Here is a 17,390-nt window from a genome sequence, read left to right on the forward strand (position 1 = left end):
TATGAAAGGCGTTACATTAGAAAACGAATACGCTTACATCCTTGATAGTAAGGTATTTTTAAAAGGGTATATGGGTATGCCCGACCGACAGATTGGAGAAGTTAAAAGAACAGAAGAGGAAGCTTTTCAGTACTTCGTTAATCGATACGACATAGCCGTATCTAAGGTAAATCAACTCGAGACAGAAATCGAAGAGGCCCAAAACAAAGGTTCTTACCTTACTAAACTTATTCAACTTCGTAAAAGACTATTGAACTTTGACGGAATAGGGAATTTTATTCCTTTACTGGAGAAGCTAGATGTTTTGGAAGCTAGTCTCACATCTTTAATTGGAGATAATCAGTCTTCTAACCTCGAAATTAAAAGAGCTCTGATAGAAGAAGCCAGACCTTATGAGCACAGTGAGGATTGGAAAGACACTGCTGATATTCTGCAAGAAATAAGAACTAAGTGGATTAGAACTGGACCAGTTGAGAAAGAACTTAATGATAAAATAGAAGAGGATTTCAAATCTATTTTGGATACTTTCTACCAAGCTCGTAAAGTATTTTTTGAAGAGCAAAATCGAATTATCGATGAAAGAATCTTCAAATACAACGAACTTATCAGGAAAGGCGAAGAGCTACAAAACCGAACCGATTGGGACGAGGCGTTTTTGGATCTGAAAAACATGCAGACCGAGTGGAAAATCATTGGAGATATTCCACCTAAAGTATTAAAAGTACTTTACAAAAACTTCAAGAAACCTACTTCGCTTTTCTATGATAGATATTGCAGGTCTAAAGGTATAGTGCCAAAACGCAGAGTTGACCCTAGAATTGAGGCTCAAATGAAGATGGTGAAGGAAGTTGAGAAACTTGCTGAATCGGAAGATATGATTTCTGCCACAAATAGAGCCAAGTATCTATTAAATGAATGGAAAACCATCAGAGTTCCTGCTCATTTGGCCGACAGAAATGTGGCTGAGCGATTCAGGGCTGCTTGTGATAAAATATTTGAATTAAGTTACTTGTTTAAAGTAATTGCCCGTAAGTATCCAACTTTCAATTTTTTGAGTGATAAGCAAAAAGACCTCACGAAATACAGAGAAATGGAAAATATTGTGAAGCGTGCAAGAACTGATTTGGAAGATTTGATTCACAGTTATGATGGACAGAGTTCAGGTTATGAAATGGATCAAATGATGCAGTCAAACCTGAAGACTCAGAAAAGAAAACTTCTTATGAAAGAAGTGATTTTGGAAGAGTTGAGACAGAAGGTCGCAATGTTATAATTCGAGATATTGATTAATAAAGTGGTAGATTTGAATTCTTCAATTCTATCACTTTTTGTTTTTAAGGTTGGCTGTTTATTGCCAAAAGAGAATAAATTAGAGTAAGTATGAAAAGAGTTGCCGTCATGCAACCGTATTTTTTGCCTTATATTGGTTATTTTCAGTTGATTAATGCTGTTGATGAGTTCATTATTTATGATAATATTCAGTTTTCTAAGAAAGGATGGTTTCATAGGAATAGATTCCTTCAGAATGGCAAAGATGAGTATTTTACGCTTCCTCTAAAAAAAGATTCAGACTATTTGGATGTTAGAGATAGGTTTTTAAGTGAAGGCTGGGAGTCCGAAAAAGATAAGATTTTAAGAAAGATTAAAGAAAATTACCGCAAAGCTCCATTTTTTGAGGTGGCTTTTCCTCTCATTGAGGAAATTTTTAGTTTTAAAAATACCAACCTTTTTGAGTTCTCATTTAATTCTCTGAAAATACTTTGTTTCTGGCTTGAGATAAAAACTGCTTTCACCATTTCTTCTAGCTTGGCTATCGATCATGAAACTCTGCGTGGTGAATCAAAAGTATTGGCGTTATGTAAGGTGATAAGTGCTACCCATTATGTCAATCCAATTGGTGGCCTTGAACTCTACAATAGTACCAATTTTGAGAATAATAATCTAGAATTGAGTTTTATAAAATCAAAGCCGATTGTTTATCAGCAATTTACTGAAAGCTTTGTGCCTTGGTTGTCGATTTTAGACTTGATGATGTTTAATAGTAAAGACCAAATAAAACTTTGGTTGAATGAATTTGATGTAATTAGAAATTGAATATGAATAAGAAAACCAATGTTTTGGTATTTCCGTGTGGTGCAGAAAGTGCCTTAGAAATCCATATAGCTTTAAAAGACGTAATGAATTTTAGGCTGGTTGGAGCTTCTGGTAGGGAGGATCATGGTAGAATGGTGTATCAGAATTATTATGGTGGATTTCCAAATATTTCTGAGCCAAACTTTATTGAGGAGTTAAATATACTCATAGCAAAGGAGTCTATAGACCTTATAATGCCCACCCACGATACTGTTTTGGTGTTTATGGCCAAGAATGCAGATAAAATAAATACAAAAATTGCAGTTCCTGGCCTCAAACAAGCCGAAATTTGTCGTAGCAAAAAGAAAATTTATGATTTATTCAGGGATTTTGATTTCTGCCCTACTGTTTTTCAATCTATTTCTGAGGTGGAAGAATATCCAGTTTATGTAAAACTCGATGAAGGGCAGGGAAGCAAAGGAGCCTTTATTCTGCGTGATAGAAAACAATTTGACGAATTGAAAGATCCTGAAAATTATGTAATTACAGAGTTTTTACCGGGGGAAGAACTAACGATTGATTGTTTTACAGACAGGCATGGAAATCTACAGTTTGTTGGGCCAAGAATAAGGAAGAGAGTTTTTGATGGTGTTTGTGTAAATAGCATTACCGTAGAGGCTACAGATGAGATAAAAGCCATTGGTAAAATTGTTTCTGACCAGATTGGCATTCGTGGCTCATGGTATTTCCAATTAAAACGTGATGCAGATGGCAATTATAAACTGCTTGAAGCGTCTAATAAAATTGCTGGCAACATGAACGTCTTTAGAGGCTTAGGAGTAAACTTCCCTATGCTTACGGTGTATGATTATTTGGATTATGACGTGCAAGTTTTTTCAAATGATTATGTACTTGAAGGAGAAAGAGCACTCTTGAGTAGATATATTGCCTATTTGGAATACGATACCATCTATATCGATTTTGATGATACGATTACCAAAAACGACAAAGTAAACGCCAATGTAATGATGTTTTTGTATCATCAAAAAGCAAAAGGAAGAAAATTAAAATTGATTACTAAACACAAATCTGATATTTTCCAAACGCTAGAAAATCTAGCAATTCATAAAGGAATTTTTGATGAAATTATTCATCTTAAAATGGAAGAAGAGAAATACAAATTTATTGCCGAGACTGAGCGTGTGATATTTATTGATAATGCATATGGTGAAAGACTTGCTGTAAAGAAGCATTTGAATATTCCAGTTTTTGATGTTGACGCACTATCCACATTGATAGATTGGAAAGAATAAAAAATTATAGTTTGGAAGGTATAAAAAAAGGTGAGCGTTGGCTCACCTTTTTTATTGTTGATATTTGCATATCAGTCTTTTGTGAACTCTCCTGATACTTTGATGGTTACGTCGTCGCTCAATGTAGCACCCGAAGTTCCCACTCCGAAAGCAATACGATTAACTTTTCCAGAAGCTGTAATTCCCATCATTTGTTTTTTGCTTCTTGGGTTTTCAACAGGTCCTTTTATAACAGCCGCCAAAACCAATGGCTTTGTTACCCCGTGTATAGTTAAGTTTCCAGAAATCGTATAATTCTGACCTTTTCCTTTTTTGATTTTAGTGCTTTTGAAAGTCACCGCTGAAAACTTAGCTGCATCGAAGAAATCAGGGCTTTTAAGGTGCCCATCTCTCATGTCGTTGCCAGTGTTGATACTACCAACTTCCGCAGTGAATTCGAAAACTGCATCAGAAAAATCTACTTTTGAAGATGTTAATTTTGCATCATACGATTTGAAGCTACCGTCAACGTCAGAAATCATCATGTGGGTGATAGTGAATCCAACATTGGAATGAGCCTTGTCTAATGACCATGTTTGTGCGAACGTCGCCAATGATACTAGTCCAGCGACTAAAGATAAAAATGCTTTTTTCATTTGAGAATTTGTTTTAAGTTTTAACATATAATGTATATACATATATTAATTTTATAAAGTTCACTTCTTCTAAAGTTTTTACAAAAAAAAGGGTCAAGAATTACTCTTGACCCTGTAAATTATATACATGTTTTGTTTTCTTATGATCGTTTGTTAGATATCATTTTGCCGCTACTGTCAAAAATAACCGTATACTCTTTTTGACCTGATTTGATTTTTATGACATAAGTAATAGACTCATTTTTCGTAACTTTTGTGCCGGATATAAATACCATTTGAGTGAAAGTTGTTTTTAAATAGCTGCTTGCAGTTGACGGCAAATCAGTTAAAACTATTTTTACTTCAGAAGTTTTATTGCTACCTGAGGCACTTTGAAAAATGCCGTTTCCATCAAATTTCAGTTCATAGGTGATATTATTTAGTTTAATTTTAATATTGATAAATGTACCTGTGGCTTTTTCAGATTTTTCACCTGAAATAAAGGTGTACCCAGCGTAGTTGGCCTTTAAATATTCTTGAACAGAGCCAGGCATTGAGGTTGAGGTTATTGGAGAACTCTTAACACTTTGATCCGAACTTTCAACAACAGCACCGTTTGCATTGAATTTGATTTCAAAAGTATTGTTTCCCGACTTGACTTTTAATTCATAATAAATCACTCCATTTTTAGAAACCTTTTTTGCTGAAATAAACGTGTATGCTGTATATTTTGATTTCAAATAGGAAATAATATTGGGTAATAACTCAGATTCTTTTAATGAAGCGGTAGTTTGGCCTTCGGCGTTAGTCATTAGAATTTTTCCGTCGGAATCAAATTTTAGCTCTACGTTTCCGCCATTGCTATTCTTTATTTTTACCTCAAAATATGCTTTTTTGTCAACCTCATACTTTTTTGCCGATATAAACTTGTATCCACTATAATTGGCTTTTAGATAAGTACTTATAGTGCTTAACAATTCACTTTCTTTGATTATCTGTTCTGGAATACCGCCTTTTTTTTGTGATAATACTTTTCCCTCGGCATCAAATTTTATTTCATAAGGTACAAATTTTAATAGGAACTTAACCATATAAACATTTGCACCCGCTGTGGACGTTATTTTTTTTGCTTCTAAAAAAACGAAACCTTTATAATTCGATTCTAAATATCCTTTGATTGCATTTGGTAAATCTACCAACTTAAGTTTGATTTCTCCCGGTTCAACGATTATAGCATTTTCTTTTTGAGAATATTCAGCAGATGCCAGATTATCCTGTTCGCATGACATGAGGTTAGAGGCCAATGCTATTGCCCCTAAACCAAAAATTAATTTTAGGTTTTTCATTTTATTGTAATTGTTTTTTCACTCGATTTTGACCATTAATTTCTAGCAAAAATCTAGCCAACAGTGCTTTACATATGATTTTTTTGCATTGAAAACTTTAGCGGTTTTTATGTCTTTTTTTTGCTTTATTTGTAAAGTTTTTAAACAAACTAAAAATAATAACCCTAATAGAAATTGTATGTCTGGATTTAAGAGAGAGATTAAACTGTTTGATGCCGTAATGTTGGTTTCCGGATCAATGATAGGTTCAGGAATTTTTGTGGTAAGTGCCGATGTGGCAAGACAAACTGGCTCTGCTGGTTGGCTTTTGTGTTCATGGGTTTTAGCAGGAGTTTTAACCATGACAGGAGCCTTATGTTATGGCGAGCTTACGTCCATGTATCCACAAGCTGGTGGACAATACGTTTATTTACAAAAGGCCTATGGAAAGTTATTGGCATTTTTATATGGATGGTCGTTTTTTGCGGTTATACAAACGGGTACCATAGCAGCAGTAGCGGTGGCTTTTGCAAAATATACTGGGGTTTTGTTTCCATCGGTCATTAATGATACAGATGTTTGGATGGCTTTGGGCGATACTTCTTTTAAAATAACTTCACAGCGAGTCTTGGCCATTCTTAGTATTATATTATTGACGTGGGCAAACACCAATGGCGTAAACTATGGTAAAATAATTCAGAATATTTTTAGCAGTACAAAATTGGTGGCCATAGGATTGCTGATTGTTCTTGGTTTTACTCTTGGGGCCAATGCGGATGTCATTTCTATGAATTTTGGAGATATGTTTACGCCCAGTAAGTCAGAGTCTATAGATGGGGTTTTGAATGTTACCAATTTGTCTTTTCTAGGCATTATAGTGGCCTTAGGTGTTACACAGGTTGGTACACTATTTTCATCAGATGCTTGGAACGGACTTACTTTTGCTGGAGATGAGGTGGTTAATCCCAAGAAAACCATCCCTAGAGGAATGGCCATCGGAACCATATTAGTGACTGTTCTTTATTTTCTGATGAATTTATCTTATTTGAGTATTCTGCCTTTAAAGGGCGACCCAAACGGCGTCGATGTGATGGCGAGAGGTATTCAATTTGCTTCAGAAGATAGAGTGGCAGCAGCAACTGCGATTATTATTGGAGGTGCCAAATTTGCCATTTTTGTGGCTATTTTGATTATGATTTCGACTTTTGGATGTAATAATGGTCTAATTCTCTCAGGAGCGAGGGTATATTATACAATGGCAAAAGATGGTTTGTTTTTCAAAAGTTTTGGAAAATTAAATGTCAATGGAGTGCCTCAAAATGCTCTATGGTGGCAGTGTTTCTGGGCTTGTTTCCTTTGTTTTACGGGTAAGTATGGCGATTTGCTCGATTATTTGATGGGTGTAGTAATCTTGTTTTATGCCTTTACTATTTTCGGAATTTTTATTCTTAGAAAAAAAGAACCAAGTCTTGAAAGACCTGTAAAGGCTCCATTGTTTCCAGTTTTGCCAGCATTGTATGTTTTTCTTTCAATTTCTCTGGTAATTATATTGTTTTTTGAAAAACCACAATTTACTATTCCTGGGATATTCATAGTTGCTATCGGGGTTCCGGTGTACTATATTTTTTCGAAAATTAACAAAAAAGTTGAGTGATATTACTTAACAATTGTCATTGAATCACTGACAACTTGAACGTTTAAGAGCCTATTTATCTGTGGTTTTGACTAAAACAATCGATGAATAGGTTCTTTTATTTGGATTTAAGCCTTAATTTTGAATTTTAATATAGTTAGTTTTGAAAAAACTCGGTCTTTATTTTACTTTTCTGATTCTTTTTATTTCCTGTGAGGAACCGGTACCTGCTCCTCTTCCAATTCCTAATCCCAAATTGGTGGTTTCAAAAAATCAAGTCGATCTTGGTGATATAAAATCAAGTTCGAAAGGACATTTTAGACTAAAAAAAGACGGCATTGGCGTTATTAAGTATACGATTACTTCAAATAAGAATTGGCTAGTACTTGATTCTAAAGATGGTTCACTAAGTTTTTTAGCAGATACAGTTAAGTTTCATGTAGATTTATTAGCCAAAGATTTAATAGAAGCTGACAATAACGCTACTTTAACTGTAAAGTCAACAGTAAATGATGTCCCAGTTCCTGATTATCAGATTGAAGTAAAAGGTAAATTTGTGCCAACGATTCTCCAAACTAACACAAATGCTATTTCACTTGGCACAATAAAAAAGGCGGTGTCAGTCAAAATTAATTTTAAAAAGATAGGACTTGAGAATTTGAGCTATGATGCAGTTACTGACAAATCGTGGGTAAAATTGGGTAAAAATAATGGAAATGTAGCTTCTACTGACTCTATTGCGGTTAGCATTGATCCTACATCACTGCCTGCGGGACCCTTTGAGGCAAAAGTGACCATTACACCAAAAGTACTAGGTGTATTAGGTAAGCCGAGCGTGGTAACTATCTCTGGAATTTATGACGATACCATCACAGGCACCATTGAGGGCCATGTATTAACAAAAAATGAAACATGGACTGGAAATGTAAATCTTAATGGGGATATAACAGTACCTAAGGGGCTTTCACTGACTATTAAGCCTGGTACAATCATAAAAATTAAAAAACTTCCGACTCCATTGGTAATCAATATTTTAGGTAAACTCGTTGCTAATGGAGAATCATCCAAAATTATTGAATTCAGGTCGAACGAAACGGTCACAACTGACGGAGATTGGGGTGGGATAGTGTCTGAATATGACTTGGAGGTGTCTTATGCTTTAATAAAAAATGCCAAAGTGGCCTTAAATTTTGAAAAGGTTTCATTGTCATCATTTGGAACAGCTTTGCCCAATATACATCATGTATTTTTCGATAATTGTGTTATTGGTATTTTAGACCTAAAATCAAATCTGGAATCAACCTTGAAAAATTTAAGTTTTAGAGATATTTATTTCTTCAGCTTAAAATTTGCCAGTACCAAAAAAGTAAATATTCAGGATTGTGAGTTTCTGGGAGACTACTGTTATATAGATGTAAATGTTTCTAGTGATAATAGTGCTATAAATTTTTTAAACTGCAATTTCGCCAAAAAGAAATTTAGTCATCAAACACACTTGGAGGTTATTGCTGGTTTTAAAAACAATACCATGACAGCCTCTAATTGCTTTCAATTGGCGTTCGATCAGGCAGTATTAGTGAATGGTAATAAGTTTACTGCCACAAGTTCAAGTAGCTTTGCCAATGTAAATATTGGTTGCGGTTTTATGAACAGATATCCTCAAGGTAGAATTAGGGCAAAATAAAAGAGGCTTTTGAGCCTCTTTCTTTTAGTTTACATATTTCCTTAAAGCCTCTAAAAACCTATCTGCTTCAGCCTTGGTAAGTGCCAAACTCGGCAATAGTCGGATGGTATTTGCACCAGCTACGCCTGTGAAGATATGGTCTTCATAAAGTAACTTATTTCTAATTTCACCTACAGATTCCTTAAGTTCTATACCTATCATAAGCCCAGTGCCTCTGATCTCTTTAACGTTTTTAAGTTTGGCTAATTCAGTTAAAAGATACGTGCCGATTTTGGCAGCATTTTCTACCAATTTTTCCTTTTTGATAACATCCAAAACCGCTATCGCTGCAGCACAAGCAAGATGATTTCCTCCAAATGTAGTTCCTAATAATCCATGTTTAGCCTGGAATTTTGGTGAAATTAGAATTCCACCAATTGGAAAGCCATTTCCCATTCCTTTGGCCATACTTACAATGTCTGGCTTAATTTTATAGTGTTGGAAAGTGAAAAATTTACCTGAGCGTCCATAGCCACACTGCACAGAATCGTGTATAAATATGGCTCCAGTTTTATCACAGGAAGTTCTGATAGCTTTCATGAATTCCTCCGTGGCTACTTGGATTCCGCCCACTCCTTGAATCCCTTCCACAATTACGGCACAAGTTTCATTATCGATTTCTTTTTTTGTCGCTTCTACGTCATTGAAAGGCACAAAAACTACATGGTCAGCAAAGTTTATTGGTGCTTTTATCGAGGGATTGTCGGTTACCGCCACAGCAGCAGATGTTCTACCATGAAAACTTTTGGTGAAAGCAACAATTTTTGTTCTTCCATTATGAAAAGAGGCTAGTTTTAGTGCATTCTCGTTTGCTTCAGCTCCAGAATTTGCTAGAAACAAGCTATAATCTTTCAGCCCAGAAAGTTTTCCAAGTTTATCAGCTAGTTCGTCTTGAAGTGGTATTTTTACAGAATTGGAGTAAAAACCGAGGTTTTTAAGCTGTTTAGTAAGTTTTTTTACATAATGTGGGTGCGAATGGCCGATTGAAATAACGGCATGTCCACCATACATGTCTAAATATTCTTGCCCTTTTTCGTCCCAAATGGTGCTCCCCAAAGCCTTTACGGGTTCAATATTATTTATTGGATATACGTCAAATAATTTCATTGTTCTTGATTTTTAGAATCCTACACTCTTTAAATTTAACCCCGTATTTTCAGCTAGGCCGAATGCAAGGTTCATGTTTTGTACGGCTTGACCAGAAGCCCCTTTTACCAAATTGTCGATTATGGAAGTAATCAAAAGTTTATTGCCATGTTTTTGTATTTCTAAAATGCACTTGTTGGTATTTACAACTTGCTTGAGATCTATTGGGCTTTTTGAAATCGTACAAAAAGGATGCTCTGCATAATATTTTTCAAAAACCTCTAAAGCATTTTCTAAAGTTCCTGCGTAGTCCAAATATACATTGGCCATTATACCTCTCGTAAAGTTTCCTCGGTATGGGATGAAGTTTATTTCTTTCTCAAATCCAGTTTGAAGTTGCTTTAAACTTTGATTGATTTCGGCTAAGTGTTGATGTGTAAATGCCTTATAGATAGAAATATTACTGCTTCGCCAACTAAAATGTGTGGAAGCACTTAGCGATTGCCCCGCACCGGTGGAGCCTGTGACAGCACTTACATGCACTTCGGAATTTAGCAAGTTATTTGTAGCTAGAGGCAGCAATGCCAACTGAATAGAGGTGGCAAAACAACCTGGATTGGCGATTTTATTGGCGGATTTAATTCTTTCACGATTTAATTCTGGCAAACCGTACACAAAACCGTACGATTCGTCTCTGTAATCCGTACTTAAATCAATGATTTTTACCGATGATGGAACTGCGTTTTCATCCAAAAATTTCGCCGATTGTCCATGTCCTGAACATAGGAAGATAACATTAACTTCTTCAAATGGTAGTTTATCTGTAAAAAGCAGTTCAGTATCACCCAATAAATCAGTGTGGGTACTGTATATAGGTTTGCCCGCCTGACTCTGTGAATTTACAAAAACCACCTCTGCCAATGGATGATTAATCAGTATTCTTAGTAGCTCACCACCTGTGTAGCCAGCTCCACCTATGATTCCAACTTTTATGGAGTTCATTAAAATAAGTTTTTTGAAAAAATGATAAAAAAGGATATTTCAGACGAGTACAATCTCATCGGAGGGTGTTTCGAATAGGTCTTCGAAGGGGCGATATGAAATGGAGTATTCTCAATTTTGCTTCTTATCGTTGCAAAAATAATTAAATCTTGTTAAGAAATTTAATAATTTTAGTTTGTTTTGAGGATATGGGTTAATTTTACTTTTCAAAATCAAATATTCAAAAGATGTTAATCAACCAAATAGTGTGGGATGTTTCGCCAACTATTGTCAAAATAGGAACCTTCGAAATTCGTTGGTATGGTCTTTTGTTTGCCATGGGATTCCTCTTTGGCTTTCAGATTATTGCCAGAGTTTTTAAGTTGGAAAACAGGGACGAAAAAGACTTAGATAAGCTATTGCTCACCATGATACTTTCAATCGTTTTGGGAGCTAGAATCGGCCACTATGTATTTTATGAAGGCGGACATTTTATAGACAATCCACTGGCTTTTCTATGGGACATGCTCATTCCCCCGTATTCGGGATTGGCGAGCCATGGAGCTGCATTTGGTGTTTTGATAGGTTTAATAATTTTTAAGAAAAGAAATCCAAGCTATGATTATTTGTGGTTGACCGACCGCATGGTTATAGTGAGTGCTTTGGGAGGGTGCTTCATAAGATTTGGTAATTTTATGAATTCCGAAATTGTGGGGAAAGCCACCGATAAGCCATGGGGAGTATTATTTAAGCAAAATTTTGAATTTGTTCAAGTGCCACGTCACCCAGCACAATTGTATGAATCTATCAGTTGTTTGGTGCTTTTTGTGATATTGTTCTTTTTGTATGAACGTTGGAAGGCAAAAACACCAAGAGGTTTGTTGACAGGTATTTTCTTCGTTTGGATTTTCGGGTTGAGATTTTTCTATGAGTTTTTGAAAGAAAATCAAGAGAAATTTGAAGATACTATGGCTCTAAACATGGGTCAAATACTAAGTATTCCAGTAGTCCTTTTTGGCCTTTTTGTGATGTTTAAGGCACTCAGAGATAAACCTATAGCTTAAAACAAAAAGGGAGTTAGCGATTTGCTCACTCCCTTTTATATCTGAGACTCATCATCGCCTAGTTTATCATCCCCAAAGCTCTCCTAATTTTTCTAGTTACTTCCATCACCCATGTTGGAATTATATGGTCTCTAAGCACTAATTTCATATGAGGAATCTTGGGATACATCAGAGAAACATATTTGGTTGCAATTCCCAATTTTTTGAAATACAACCCACGATACTGCTTAGAATTGAGCAATAAATAATACCACCCACCCAAGTTTCTTTTAAACTTATCATGAAATTTATATCCCGTATCTTTATCGAGATTGGTGTACATCATAATCCTATTCTCTAAAAACTTTGCGTCGTCTTTGTGGTCTGTATTACTTGCACCCGCAGCGTGTCTTCTATATGCAGCAGTGACGTCTGGCAAATATTTGATTTTTCCATGTCTGGCTGCCAGCATGATCATAGGTATATCACCACTTTTTGTTTTATGAAACCACGGTTGTACTGGAAAAATAGAGGACATCGTATAAAATAAAGTAGCTGTTCCCATAAACCAAACTTCTGTTTCGGCTATCAAGTCTTTCAGCTCAAAAACGTCTTTTCCTATATTGGAATTTAGCAAATAAGGTTCTTCGTTGTTCTCAAAAAACTCCACTCGTGTGTTGGTAAAACAAATGGCAAAGTCTGGGTTTTGTTCCATAAAATCAGCTTGCTTCTGGAGCTTCAGCGGGTCTATCCAATAGTCGTCGCCTTCAAGGGCAGCCATATATTTGCCTTGGGAGTTCTCGAGAATTCTAATGGAGTTTGGCTGTGGGCCACCGTTTGTTTTGCCTCTGACTACTTTTATGAGGTCAGGGTATTGTGCAGCATATTGGTCAACAATTTGGCTGGTTCCATCTGTTGAGTGGTCGTCGCCAATGACTATTTCGAACGGAAAGCTGGTTTGTTGATTTACTACACTTTCTATCGACTGAGCAATAAATTTGGCATGATTGTAAGTGAGCAAATGTACGCTCACCAATGGCTTTTGTTTCTGCATTCTTTCTTAAAAAAAAGAAACAGGAAGGTTAATTTCCTGCTTCTTTGTAAACTTAATATTTTATTGAAAACAATTCTAATTTTTATTGAAAATTAGGCAGTCATCAATTCTTTAATGTCTTGAATAATTTTGTCGGCAAGATTGTCAGCCTTAGTTTCAAACTCGCTTTCAGCATAAATTCTGATGATAGGCTCTGTATTAGATTTTCTAAGGTGAACCCATTCTTTATCAAAATGTATTTTTACCCCATCTCTCGTATCGAGGTTATATTTGATGTATTTTTTCTGAATTTTCTCTAAAATCAAGTCCACATCGGTACCTTGATCAAGCTCGATTTTCTTTTTGGCAATAAAATAATTTGGATATTTTTTTCTTAAAAAACCAACGGGCTTGTTGAATTTGGCCAAATGAGTAAGGAATAATGCGATACCTACCAAAGCATCTCTTCCGTAGTGAAGCTCTGGGAATATAATGCCTCCGTTGCCTTCACCACCTATTATAGATCCTGACTCTTTCATTTTTTCTACCACATTTACTTCACCAACAGCCGCAGAGAAATATTCTCCACCGTGTTTTTCAGTGACGTCTTTCAGTGCCATCGTAGATGATAAATTAGAGACCGTTGTATTCTTCTGCTTTTTGTTTATACTCAAAATATAGTCTGCAACGGCCACCAGCGTGTATTCCTCTCCAAAAGGTTCGCCATCTTCACAAATAAGGGCCAATCTGTCTACATCTGGGTCTACAACGATACCCAAATCGTAGTCGCCTTTTTTCATTTCACCAGATATTTCCCTGAGGTTTTCAGGAAGGGGCTCTGGATTATGTGCAAAAATACCCGTAGGCTCACAGTTGAGTTCTTTGATTTCTGTTACACCCAGTGCTTTGAGCAGCATAGGTACTGCAAAACCTCCTGATGAATTTACTGCATCTACAACTATCTTAAAATTGGCACTTTTTATGGCTTCAACATTTACAGAAGAAAGGTTCAAAATAGCGTCAATGTGTTTTTGAAGATAGGTATCATCTGAGTGGTACTTGCCCAATTGCTTAACTTCAGCAAACGAAAAGTCTTCTTTTTCGGCAATTTCAAGGAGTTTTTCACCGTCACTTCCTGAGATAAATTCTCCTTTTTCGTTCAAAAGTTTTAGGGCATTCCACTGAATCGGATTATGACTAGCAGTAAGTATAATTCCTCCTCCAGCGGCTTCTAGGGGTACGGCAATTTCAACTGTTGGGGTTGTGGAAAGGCCCAAGTCTATAACGTCCAAACCCATACCAATCAAAGTAGATACCACTAGGTCAGACACCATTTTACCAGAAGGACGGGCATCTCTACCAATCACAACTTTTTTGTTTACATCAGGTTTGCTGATAATTGTGGCTGCAAAAGCAGCCGTAAATTTCACAACATCCAGAGGAGTTAAACTTTCGCCACTTTTCCCTCCAATAGTTCCTCTAATTCCAGATATAGATTTTATTAACGTCACGCAGAATATAAATTAGGTTTCAAATTTAACACTAGTTTTTGGTTTTTTGGTCTTATATTTTTAGCAATTACCATTAAAATTTCCTGATACATGCTCACAAATTCATTCAGCGTCTTTTTAAAATAAATTACACATAATGTTAAACTCAAATAGAGCCATCACTTTGTTTCTTTAATAATAACTTCGGCATTCAATACAGATTCAACATGACCAATGGATCTAAAAGTTCCTCTTACTGGACTAAGTCCGATTGATTCAATAGATGCGGCTAAGGCAACATAATTTTTATCCACAACCCTTCCTTCTGTTGGGTCAAAACCTCGCCACCCGCCACCGGGTAACAGTACCTCCACCCAAGCATGCAAGTCGTGCTGATGCAATTCGCTTCCGTATAAATATCCACTTACAAATCGAGCCAGTATTCCAACTGAAGCACACACATCCATCATAAATACTGAAAAATCTCTGCAGGAACCACTTTGGCTTTTTAGGGTTTCTTCTGCTAACACTGCGTCACCGCGTTCTCTGGAGATATAACGAAACTTTTTGTGTATTTGTGTGGTGAGCTCCATTAAAAAATCTAGGGTTCCGTAGTTCGCTTTTTCTGCAACAGCCAAAGCAAAATCTTTTACATCCTCAGATATTGACTTGTTATTCAGGATAAACTCGACATATTTTGCCATTCTTTGTGGATACTTAAATGGGATTTTAGCACATTCAAACGGAAAGAAAACGAAATTGAGTCCTTTGAAATCTTCTGTTTTTATACTGAATTTGGAGTTTACCTCAAAGGTTTTTAGTCTTTGATTGATAAAACACACATGCTGAATATTGCCTTCCTGATCAATGTTTTTATTGAGCAAATCAGGTTTGGGCAATATACTGAGGTCATGATTTATTAGGTATTGATAGGGAGTTGGTTTAGGACTTAAGAAAAAATAATGAGGATTAAGACCCACATAATCAGTGTACGAATAGCTTAGTTGATGCTCAACCTCTAAAATCATTTTATTTTTTTCTAAGTAAAGGATCTATCCAGTCTATAGGTAGTTTTTGAACGGAGTTATTGAGCAATGCATTCCACTGATAAGAGATGTGTTCTAAATCGTGTTTTTCAAAAGTGTGCTCCACAATATTGAAGCTGTCTTTCTCATAAATCAAAACATCAATCGGGAAATCAACATCGTTGGCACTCACTCTTGTAGAATCAAAAGCCAGGAATCCCAATTTTAATACCTCCTCAAAAGGACTCGAATATTTAATGTTTCTGTATAAGATCGGTTTACCATAGCCAGAGTTTCCTATTATAATAAATTGTGAACCTTCTGTAACCTCTATCCAGTTGCCTTCGGGATATAATAAAAACAGCTTGTGTTCTTTGTCGTTTTGCAACTGCCCACCCACTATCGCTGAGAGGTTAAACCTCAACCCCGCATTTACCAATGATTCTTTGTCTTCTTGGGCTACTCTTTTGAGTTGATTCCCGAAGGCGTTTACTGCCAAAAAAAGTTTGTCAAAATTATTGTCTTCTTTGTCTAAAACTTCCTGAAAGTAAGTAATGGCCTTGTCTCTTACAGACCTCAAACCGGCTGTCATTATAAATAGAGAATGGTTTTTTACCTGATGAACCGATAGTTTTTTTTCGCTCGAAACCTCACTCCCTGATGTTATTCTTCTGTCTGATATGGCTACTAATCCTTGGGCTGTTTTTACTCCTAAACAAAAAGTCATTTTGGTGTTGTAATATTGATTCGATGCAAATTTAGTATTTTCAGTCTATTTATTCCCGAAACTAGGCAAAATACACCTTAAATATTTCTTGGTCTATGTTGTTATTTTTTACTTGAAAATCATTCAAATATTTATGTAGTCCATATTTGATAATTTCATTTGTTTCCGTAAAATCAATATCGTGTTTGAGCTGAGTGATAGCTTTTTCTGCTTCGTTAGAATAGCTATCCTGTGGCCTTGCACCCGAAATTCTGTAAATGGCATATTCAGCCTTTTTGATGCTGTGGCAAATAGCCCTCGGAAAATCTCTGTCTTTTATCAAAAACTCAATGATATTTTCTTGTTTTAGACTTTTATATTGTTGGCGATACATATTAAAAGCACTTACGGATTTCAATACGGCTGACCAAACCAGTAAATCTTGAGGGTTGGCTGTTTTTACATCTGAAACTGACTTGAAATTGAAATAACCAATATCCAAAAACCTGGAAGTTTTGTCAGCTCTTTCCAAAAACTTGCCCATGCTGGCAAAATAATAGGCTTCATCTCTGAGTAAAGTACCGTCTATCATTCCAGCAAAAAGTTGGCACTGCTGCTTTCTATTTTCATAGAAATTAGGTAACTCTTCGAAATCAAGTTTTCTGGTGGTTGAAAATTGCTTAAAACTCAGATAAAAACTATTCAAATGTTCCCATATTTCTTTTGGTAGAGTCTCTTTTACTGTTCTCGCATTTTCTCTTGCATTGCCTAGGATATTGAAAATTGAATTCGGATTGTTCGGGTCGAACGTTATAAAGTAAATAATTTTGTCCTCAGTTTCTTCTGAATAAAGTTTATCATAGGTGGCTTTATCATGTGTCGCTTCTAGCAACAAGCCCCAATGCTCAGAAATCATTCCTGGTAAATCATAAGACAGATTGATGTTAACGCTTACAAAACGGGCGTAATTTTCAACTCGCTCGATGTAACGATTCATCCAATAGATGGAATTAGCAACTCTACTTAACATTTTCTTTGGTTTTTTTTATTCCAAATATACCCAAATATTAAATAGTTGCAAATGCTTAAGGAATTATTAGAATAAATTCATAAAAAAATCTTAAATCAGGATTTGTTCTTGTCTCAAAAATGGTTTTCGTTGTTTTGGGGAAGAGAAAGTACTTAGAGTCAGAATTTCAGACAAAAAAATCGAGTCTAATAAGACTCACTAAATACGGGGAGTGGGGCGGCATCCCGACTAATAGGGCAACTCGTGGACTATTTTTGTTAGCAGTTTTAAAAAAAAGCATAAAAAAAGCGAGCCTTAAAAAAGACTCGCTATATA

At 35.8% G+C, this 17,390-nt stretch carries 16 protein-coding genes; 7 read left to right on the forward strand and 9 right to left on the reverse strand.

What is annotated here, in order from left to right; translation table 11 throughout:
• Position 1: 1 nt before the first annotated feature.
• The 3 genes from EGI24_RS17575 to EGI24_RS17585 all read left to right on the forward strand — a co-directional run bounded on the left by EGI24_RS17575 (position 2) and on the right by EGI24_RS17585 (position 3,386).
• Complete coding sequence (locus tag EGI24_RS17575; protein WP_255049857.1) at positions 2–1,273, forward strand: DUF349 domain-containing protein; 1,272 nt, start codon at positions 2–4, stop codon at positions 1,271–1,273.
• Positions 1,274–1,380: 107 nt separating this feature from the next.
• A complete protein-coding gene (locus EGI24_RS17580) occupies positions 1,381–2,094 on the forward strand; it encodes a WbqC family protein (RefSeq protein WP_255049858.1) in 714 nt (237 codons plus the stop codon).
• Between the two features lie 2 nt (positions 2,095–2,096).
• A complete protein-coding gene (locus tag EGI24_RS17585; protein ID WP_255049859.1) occupies positions 2,097–3,386 on the forward strand; it encodes an ATP-grasp domain-containing protein in 1,290 nt (429 codons plus the stop codon).
• Positions 3,387–3,457: 71 nt separating this feature from the next.
• On the opposite strand, the gene EGI24_RS17590 is transcribed toward EGI24_RS17585, so the two are convergent.
• Together EGI24_RS17590 and EGI24_RS17595 are read right to left on the reverse strand one after the other, a co-directional pair.
• A complete protein-coding gene (locus EGI24_RS17590; protein ID WP_255049860.1) occupies positions 3,458–4,021 on the reverse strand; it encodes a YceI family protein in 564 nt (187 codons plus the stop codon).
• A 140-nt stretch (positions 4,022–4,161) separates the two neighbouring features.
• Entirely contained in the window at positions 4,162–5,346 is a 1,185-nt protein-coding gene (locus EGI24_RS17595; protein ID WP_255049862.1) for a PepSY-like domain-containing protein, read from the reverse strand.
• Between the two features lie 178 nt (positions 5,347–5,524).
• Here EGI24_RS17595 and EGI24_RS17600 point away from each other — a divergent pair, with 178 nt between their 5' ends.
• Positions 5,525–6,979 carry an APC family permease gene (locus EGI24_RS17600; protein ID WP_255049863.1) on the forward strand — a complete coding sequence of 485 codons (1,455 nt, stop codon included), beginning with the start codon at positions 5,525–5,527 and terminating at the stop codon, positions 6,977–6,979.
• Between the two features lie 142 nt (positions 6,980–7,121).
• A complete protein-coding gene (locus EGI24_RS17605) occupies positions 7,122–8,642 on the forward strand; it encodes a BACON domain-containing protein (protein ID WP_255049186.1) in 1,521 nt (506 codons plus the stop codon).
• Between the two features lie 24 nt (positions 8,643–8,666).
• On the opposite strand, the gene EGI24_RS17610 is transcribed toward EGI24_RS17605, so the two are convergent.
• Together EGI24_RS17610 and argC are read right to left on the reverse strand one after the other, a co-directional pair.
• The gene (locus tag EGI24_RS17610) at positions 8,667–9,788 is read right to left on the reverse strand and encodes an aspartate aminotransferase family protein (RefSeq protein WP_255049864.1); all 1,122 of its coding nucleotides are present in this window, start codon (positions 9,786–9,788) and stop codon (positions 8,667–8,669) included.
• Between the two features lie 12 nt (positions 9,789–9,800).
• Complete coding sequence (gene argC, locus EGI24_RS17615; RefSeq protein WP_255049865.1) at positions 9,801–10,769, reverse strand: N-acetyl-gamma-glutamyl-phosphate reductase; 969 nt, start codon at positions 10,767–10,769, stop codon at positions 9,801–9,803.
• A gap of 227 nt (positions 10,770–10,996) precedes the next feature.
• Here argC and lgt point away from each other — a divergent pair, with 227 nt between their 5' ends.
• A complete protein-coding gene (gene lgt / locus EGI24_RS17620) occupies positions 10,997–11,812 on the forward strand; it encodes a prolipoprotein diacylglyceryl transferase (RefSeq protein ID WP_255049866.1) in 816 nt (271 codons plus the stop codon).
• Between the two features lie 58 nt (positions 11,813–11,870).
• Here lgt and EGI24_RS17625 read toward each other — a convergent pair whose 3' ends face one another.
• The 5 genes from EGI24_RS17625 to EGI24_RS17645 form a co-directional block, all read right to left on the reverse strand.
• Entirely contained in the window at positions 11,871–12,845 is a 975-nt protein-coding gene (locus EGI24_RS17625; RefSeq protein ID WP_255049867.1) for a glycosyltransferase, read from the reverse strand.
• A gap of 92 nt (positions 12,846–12,937) precedes the next feature.
• Positions 12,938–14,335, reverse strand: a complete 1,398-nt coding sequence (gene glmM, locus EGI24_RS17630; RefSeq protein ID WP_255049869.1) for a phosphoglucosamine mutase — start codon at positions 14,333–14,335, stop codon at positions 12,938–12,940.
• A gap of 158 nt (positions 14,336–14,493) precedes the next feature.
• Positions 14,494–15,342 (reverse strand): transglutaminase family protein, encoded by an 849-nt coding sequence (locus EGI24_RS17635; protein ID WP_255049870.1) that lies wholly within the window; start codon positions 15,340–15,342, stop codon positions 14,494–14,496.
• Between the two features lies 1 nt (position 15,343).
• On the reverse strand, positions 15,344–16,066 hold the full coding sequence (locus EGI24_RS17640; RefSeq protein ID WP_255049871.1) for a peptidase: 723 nt from the start codon (positions 16,064–16,066) through the stop codon (positions 15,344–15,346).
• Positions 16,067–16,127: 61 nt separating this feature from the next.
• A complete protein-coding gene (locus EGI24_RS17645) occupies positions 16,128–17,075 on the reverse strand; it encodes an alpha-E domain-containing protein (protein ID WP_255049872.1) in 948 nt (315 codons plus the stop codon).
• A gap of 119 nt (positions 17,076–17,194) precedes the next feature.
• On the opposite strand from EGI24_RS17645, the gene EGI24_RS17650 reads away from it, so the two are divergent.
• On the forward strand, positions 17,195–17,390 hold a 196-nt coding region (locus tag EGI24_RS17650; protein ID WP_255049873.1), incomplete at its 3' end, for a hypothetical protein.

This window comes from Lacihabitans sp. CS3-21, assembly GCF_024343675.1.
In the GTDB taxonomy this organism is placed as follows: Bacteria; Bacteroidota; Bacteroidia; order Cytophagales; family Spirosomataceae; genus Leadbetterella.

Excerpts from the sequence above, each read along its gene's own strand:
- EGI24_RS17575 (WP_255049857.1), top strand. The coding sequence starts at position 2 with ATGAAAGGCGTTACATTAGAAAACGAATACGCTTACATCCTTGATAGT.
- EGI24_RS17580 (WP_255049858.1), top strand. The coding sequence starts at position 1,381 with ATGAAAAGAGTTGCCGTCATGCAACCGTATTTTTTGCCTTATATTGGT.
- EGI24_RS17585 (WP_255049859.1), top strand. The coding sequence starts at position 2,097 with ATGAATAAGAAAACCAATGTTTTGGTATTTCCGTGTGGTGCAGAAAGT.
- EGI24_RS17590 (WP_255049860.1), bottom strand. The coding sequence starts at position 4,021 with ATGAAAAAAGCATTTTTATCTTTAGTCGCTGGACTAGTATCATTGGCG.
- EGI24_RS17595 (WP_255049862.1), bottom strand. The coding sequence starts at position 5,346 with ATGAAAAACCTAAAATTAATTTTTGGTTTAGGGGCAATAGCATTGGCC.
- EGI24_RS17600 (WP_255049863.1), top strand. The coding sequence starts at position 5,525 with ATGTCTGGATTTAAGAGAGAGATTAAACTGTTTGATGCCGTAATGTTG.
- EGI24_RS17610 (WP_255049864.1), bottom strand. The coding sequence starts at position 9,788 with ATGAAATTATTTGACGTATATCCAATAAATAATATTGAACCCGTAAAG.
- argC (WP_255049865.1), bottom strand. The coding sequence starts at position 10,769 with ATGAACTCCATAAAAGTTGGAATCATAGGTGGAGCTGGCTACACAGGT.
- lgt (WP_255049866.1), top strand. The coding sequence starts at position 10,997 with ATGTTAATCAACCAAATAGTGTGGGATGTTTCGCCAACTATTGTCAAA.
- EGI24_RS17625 (WP_255049867.1), bottom strand. The coding sequence starts at position 12,845 with ATGCAGAAACAAAAGCCATTGGTGAGCGTACATTTGCTCACTTACAAT.
- EGI24_RS17635 (WP_255049870.1), bottom strand. The coding sequence starts at position 15,342 with ATGATTTTAGAGGTTGAGCATCAACTAAGCTATTCGTACACTGATTAT.
- EGI24_RS17640 (WP_255049871.1), bottom strand. The coding sequence starts at position 16,066 with ATGACTTTTTGTTTAGGAGTAAAAACAGCCCAAGGATTAGTAGCCATA.
- EGI24_RS17645 (WP_255049872.1), bottom strand. The coding sequence starts at position 17,075 with ATGTTAAGTAGAGTTGCTAATTCCATCTATTGGATGAATCGTTACATC.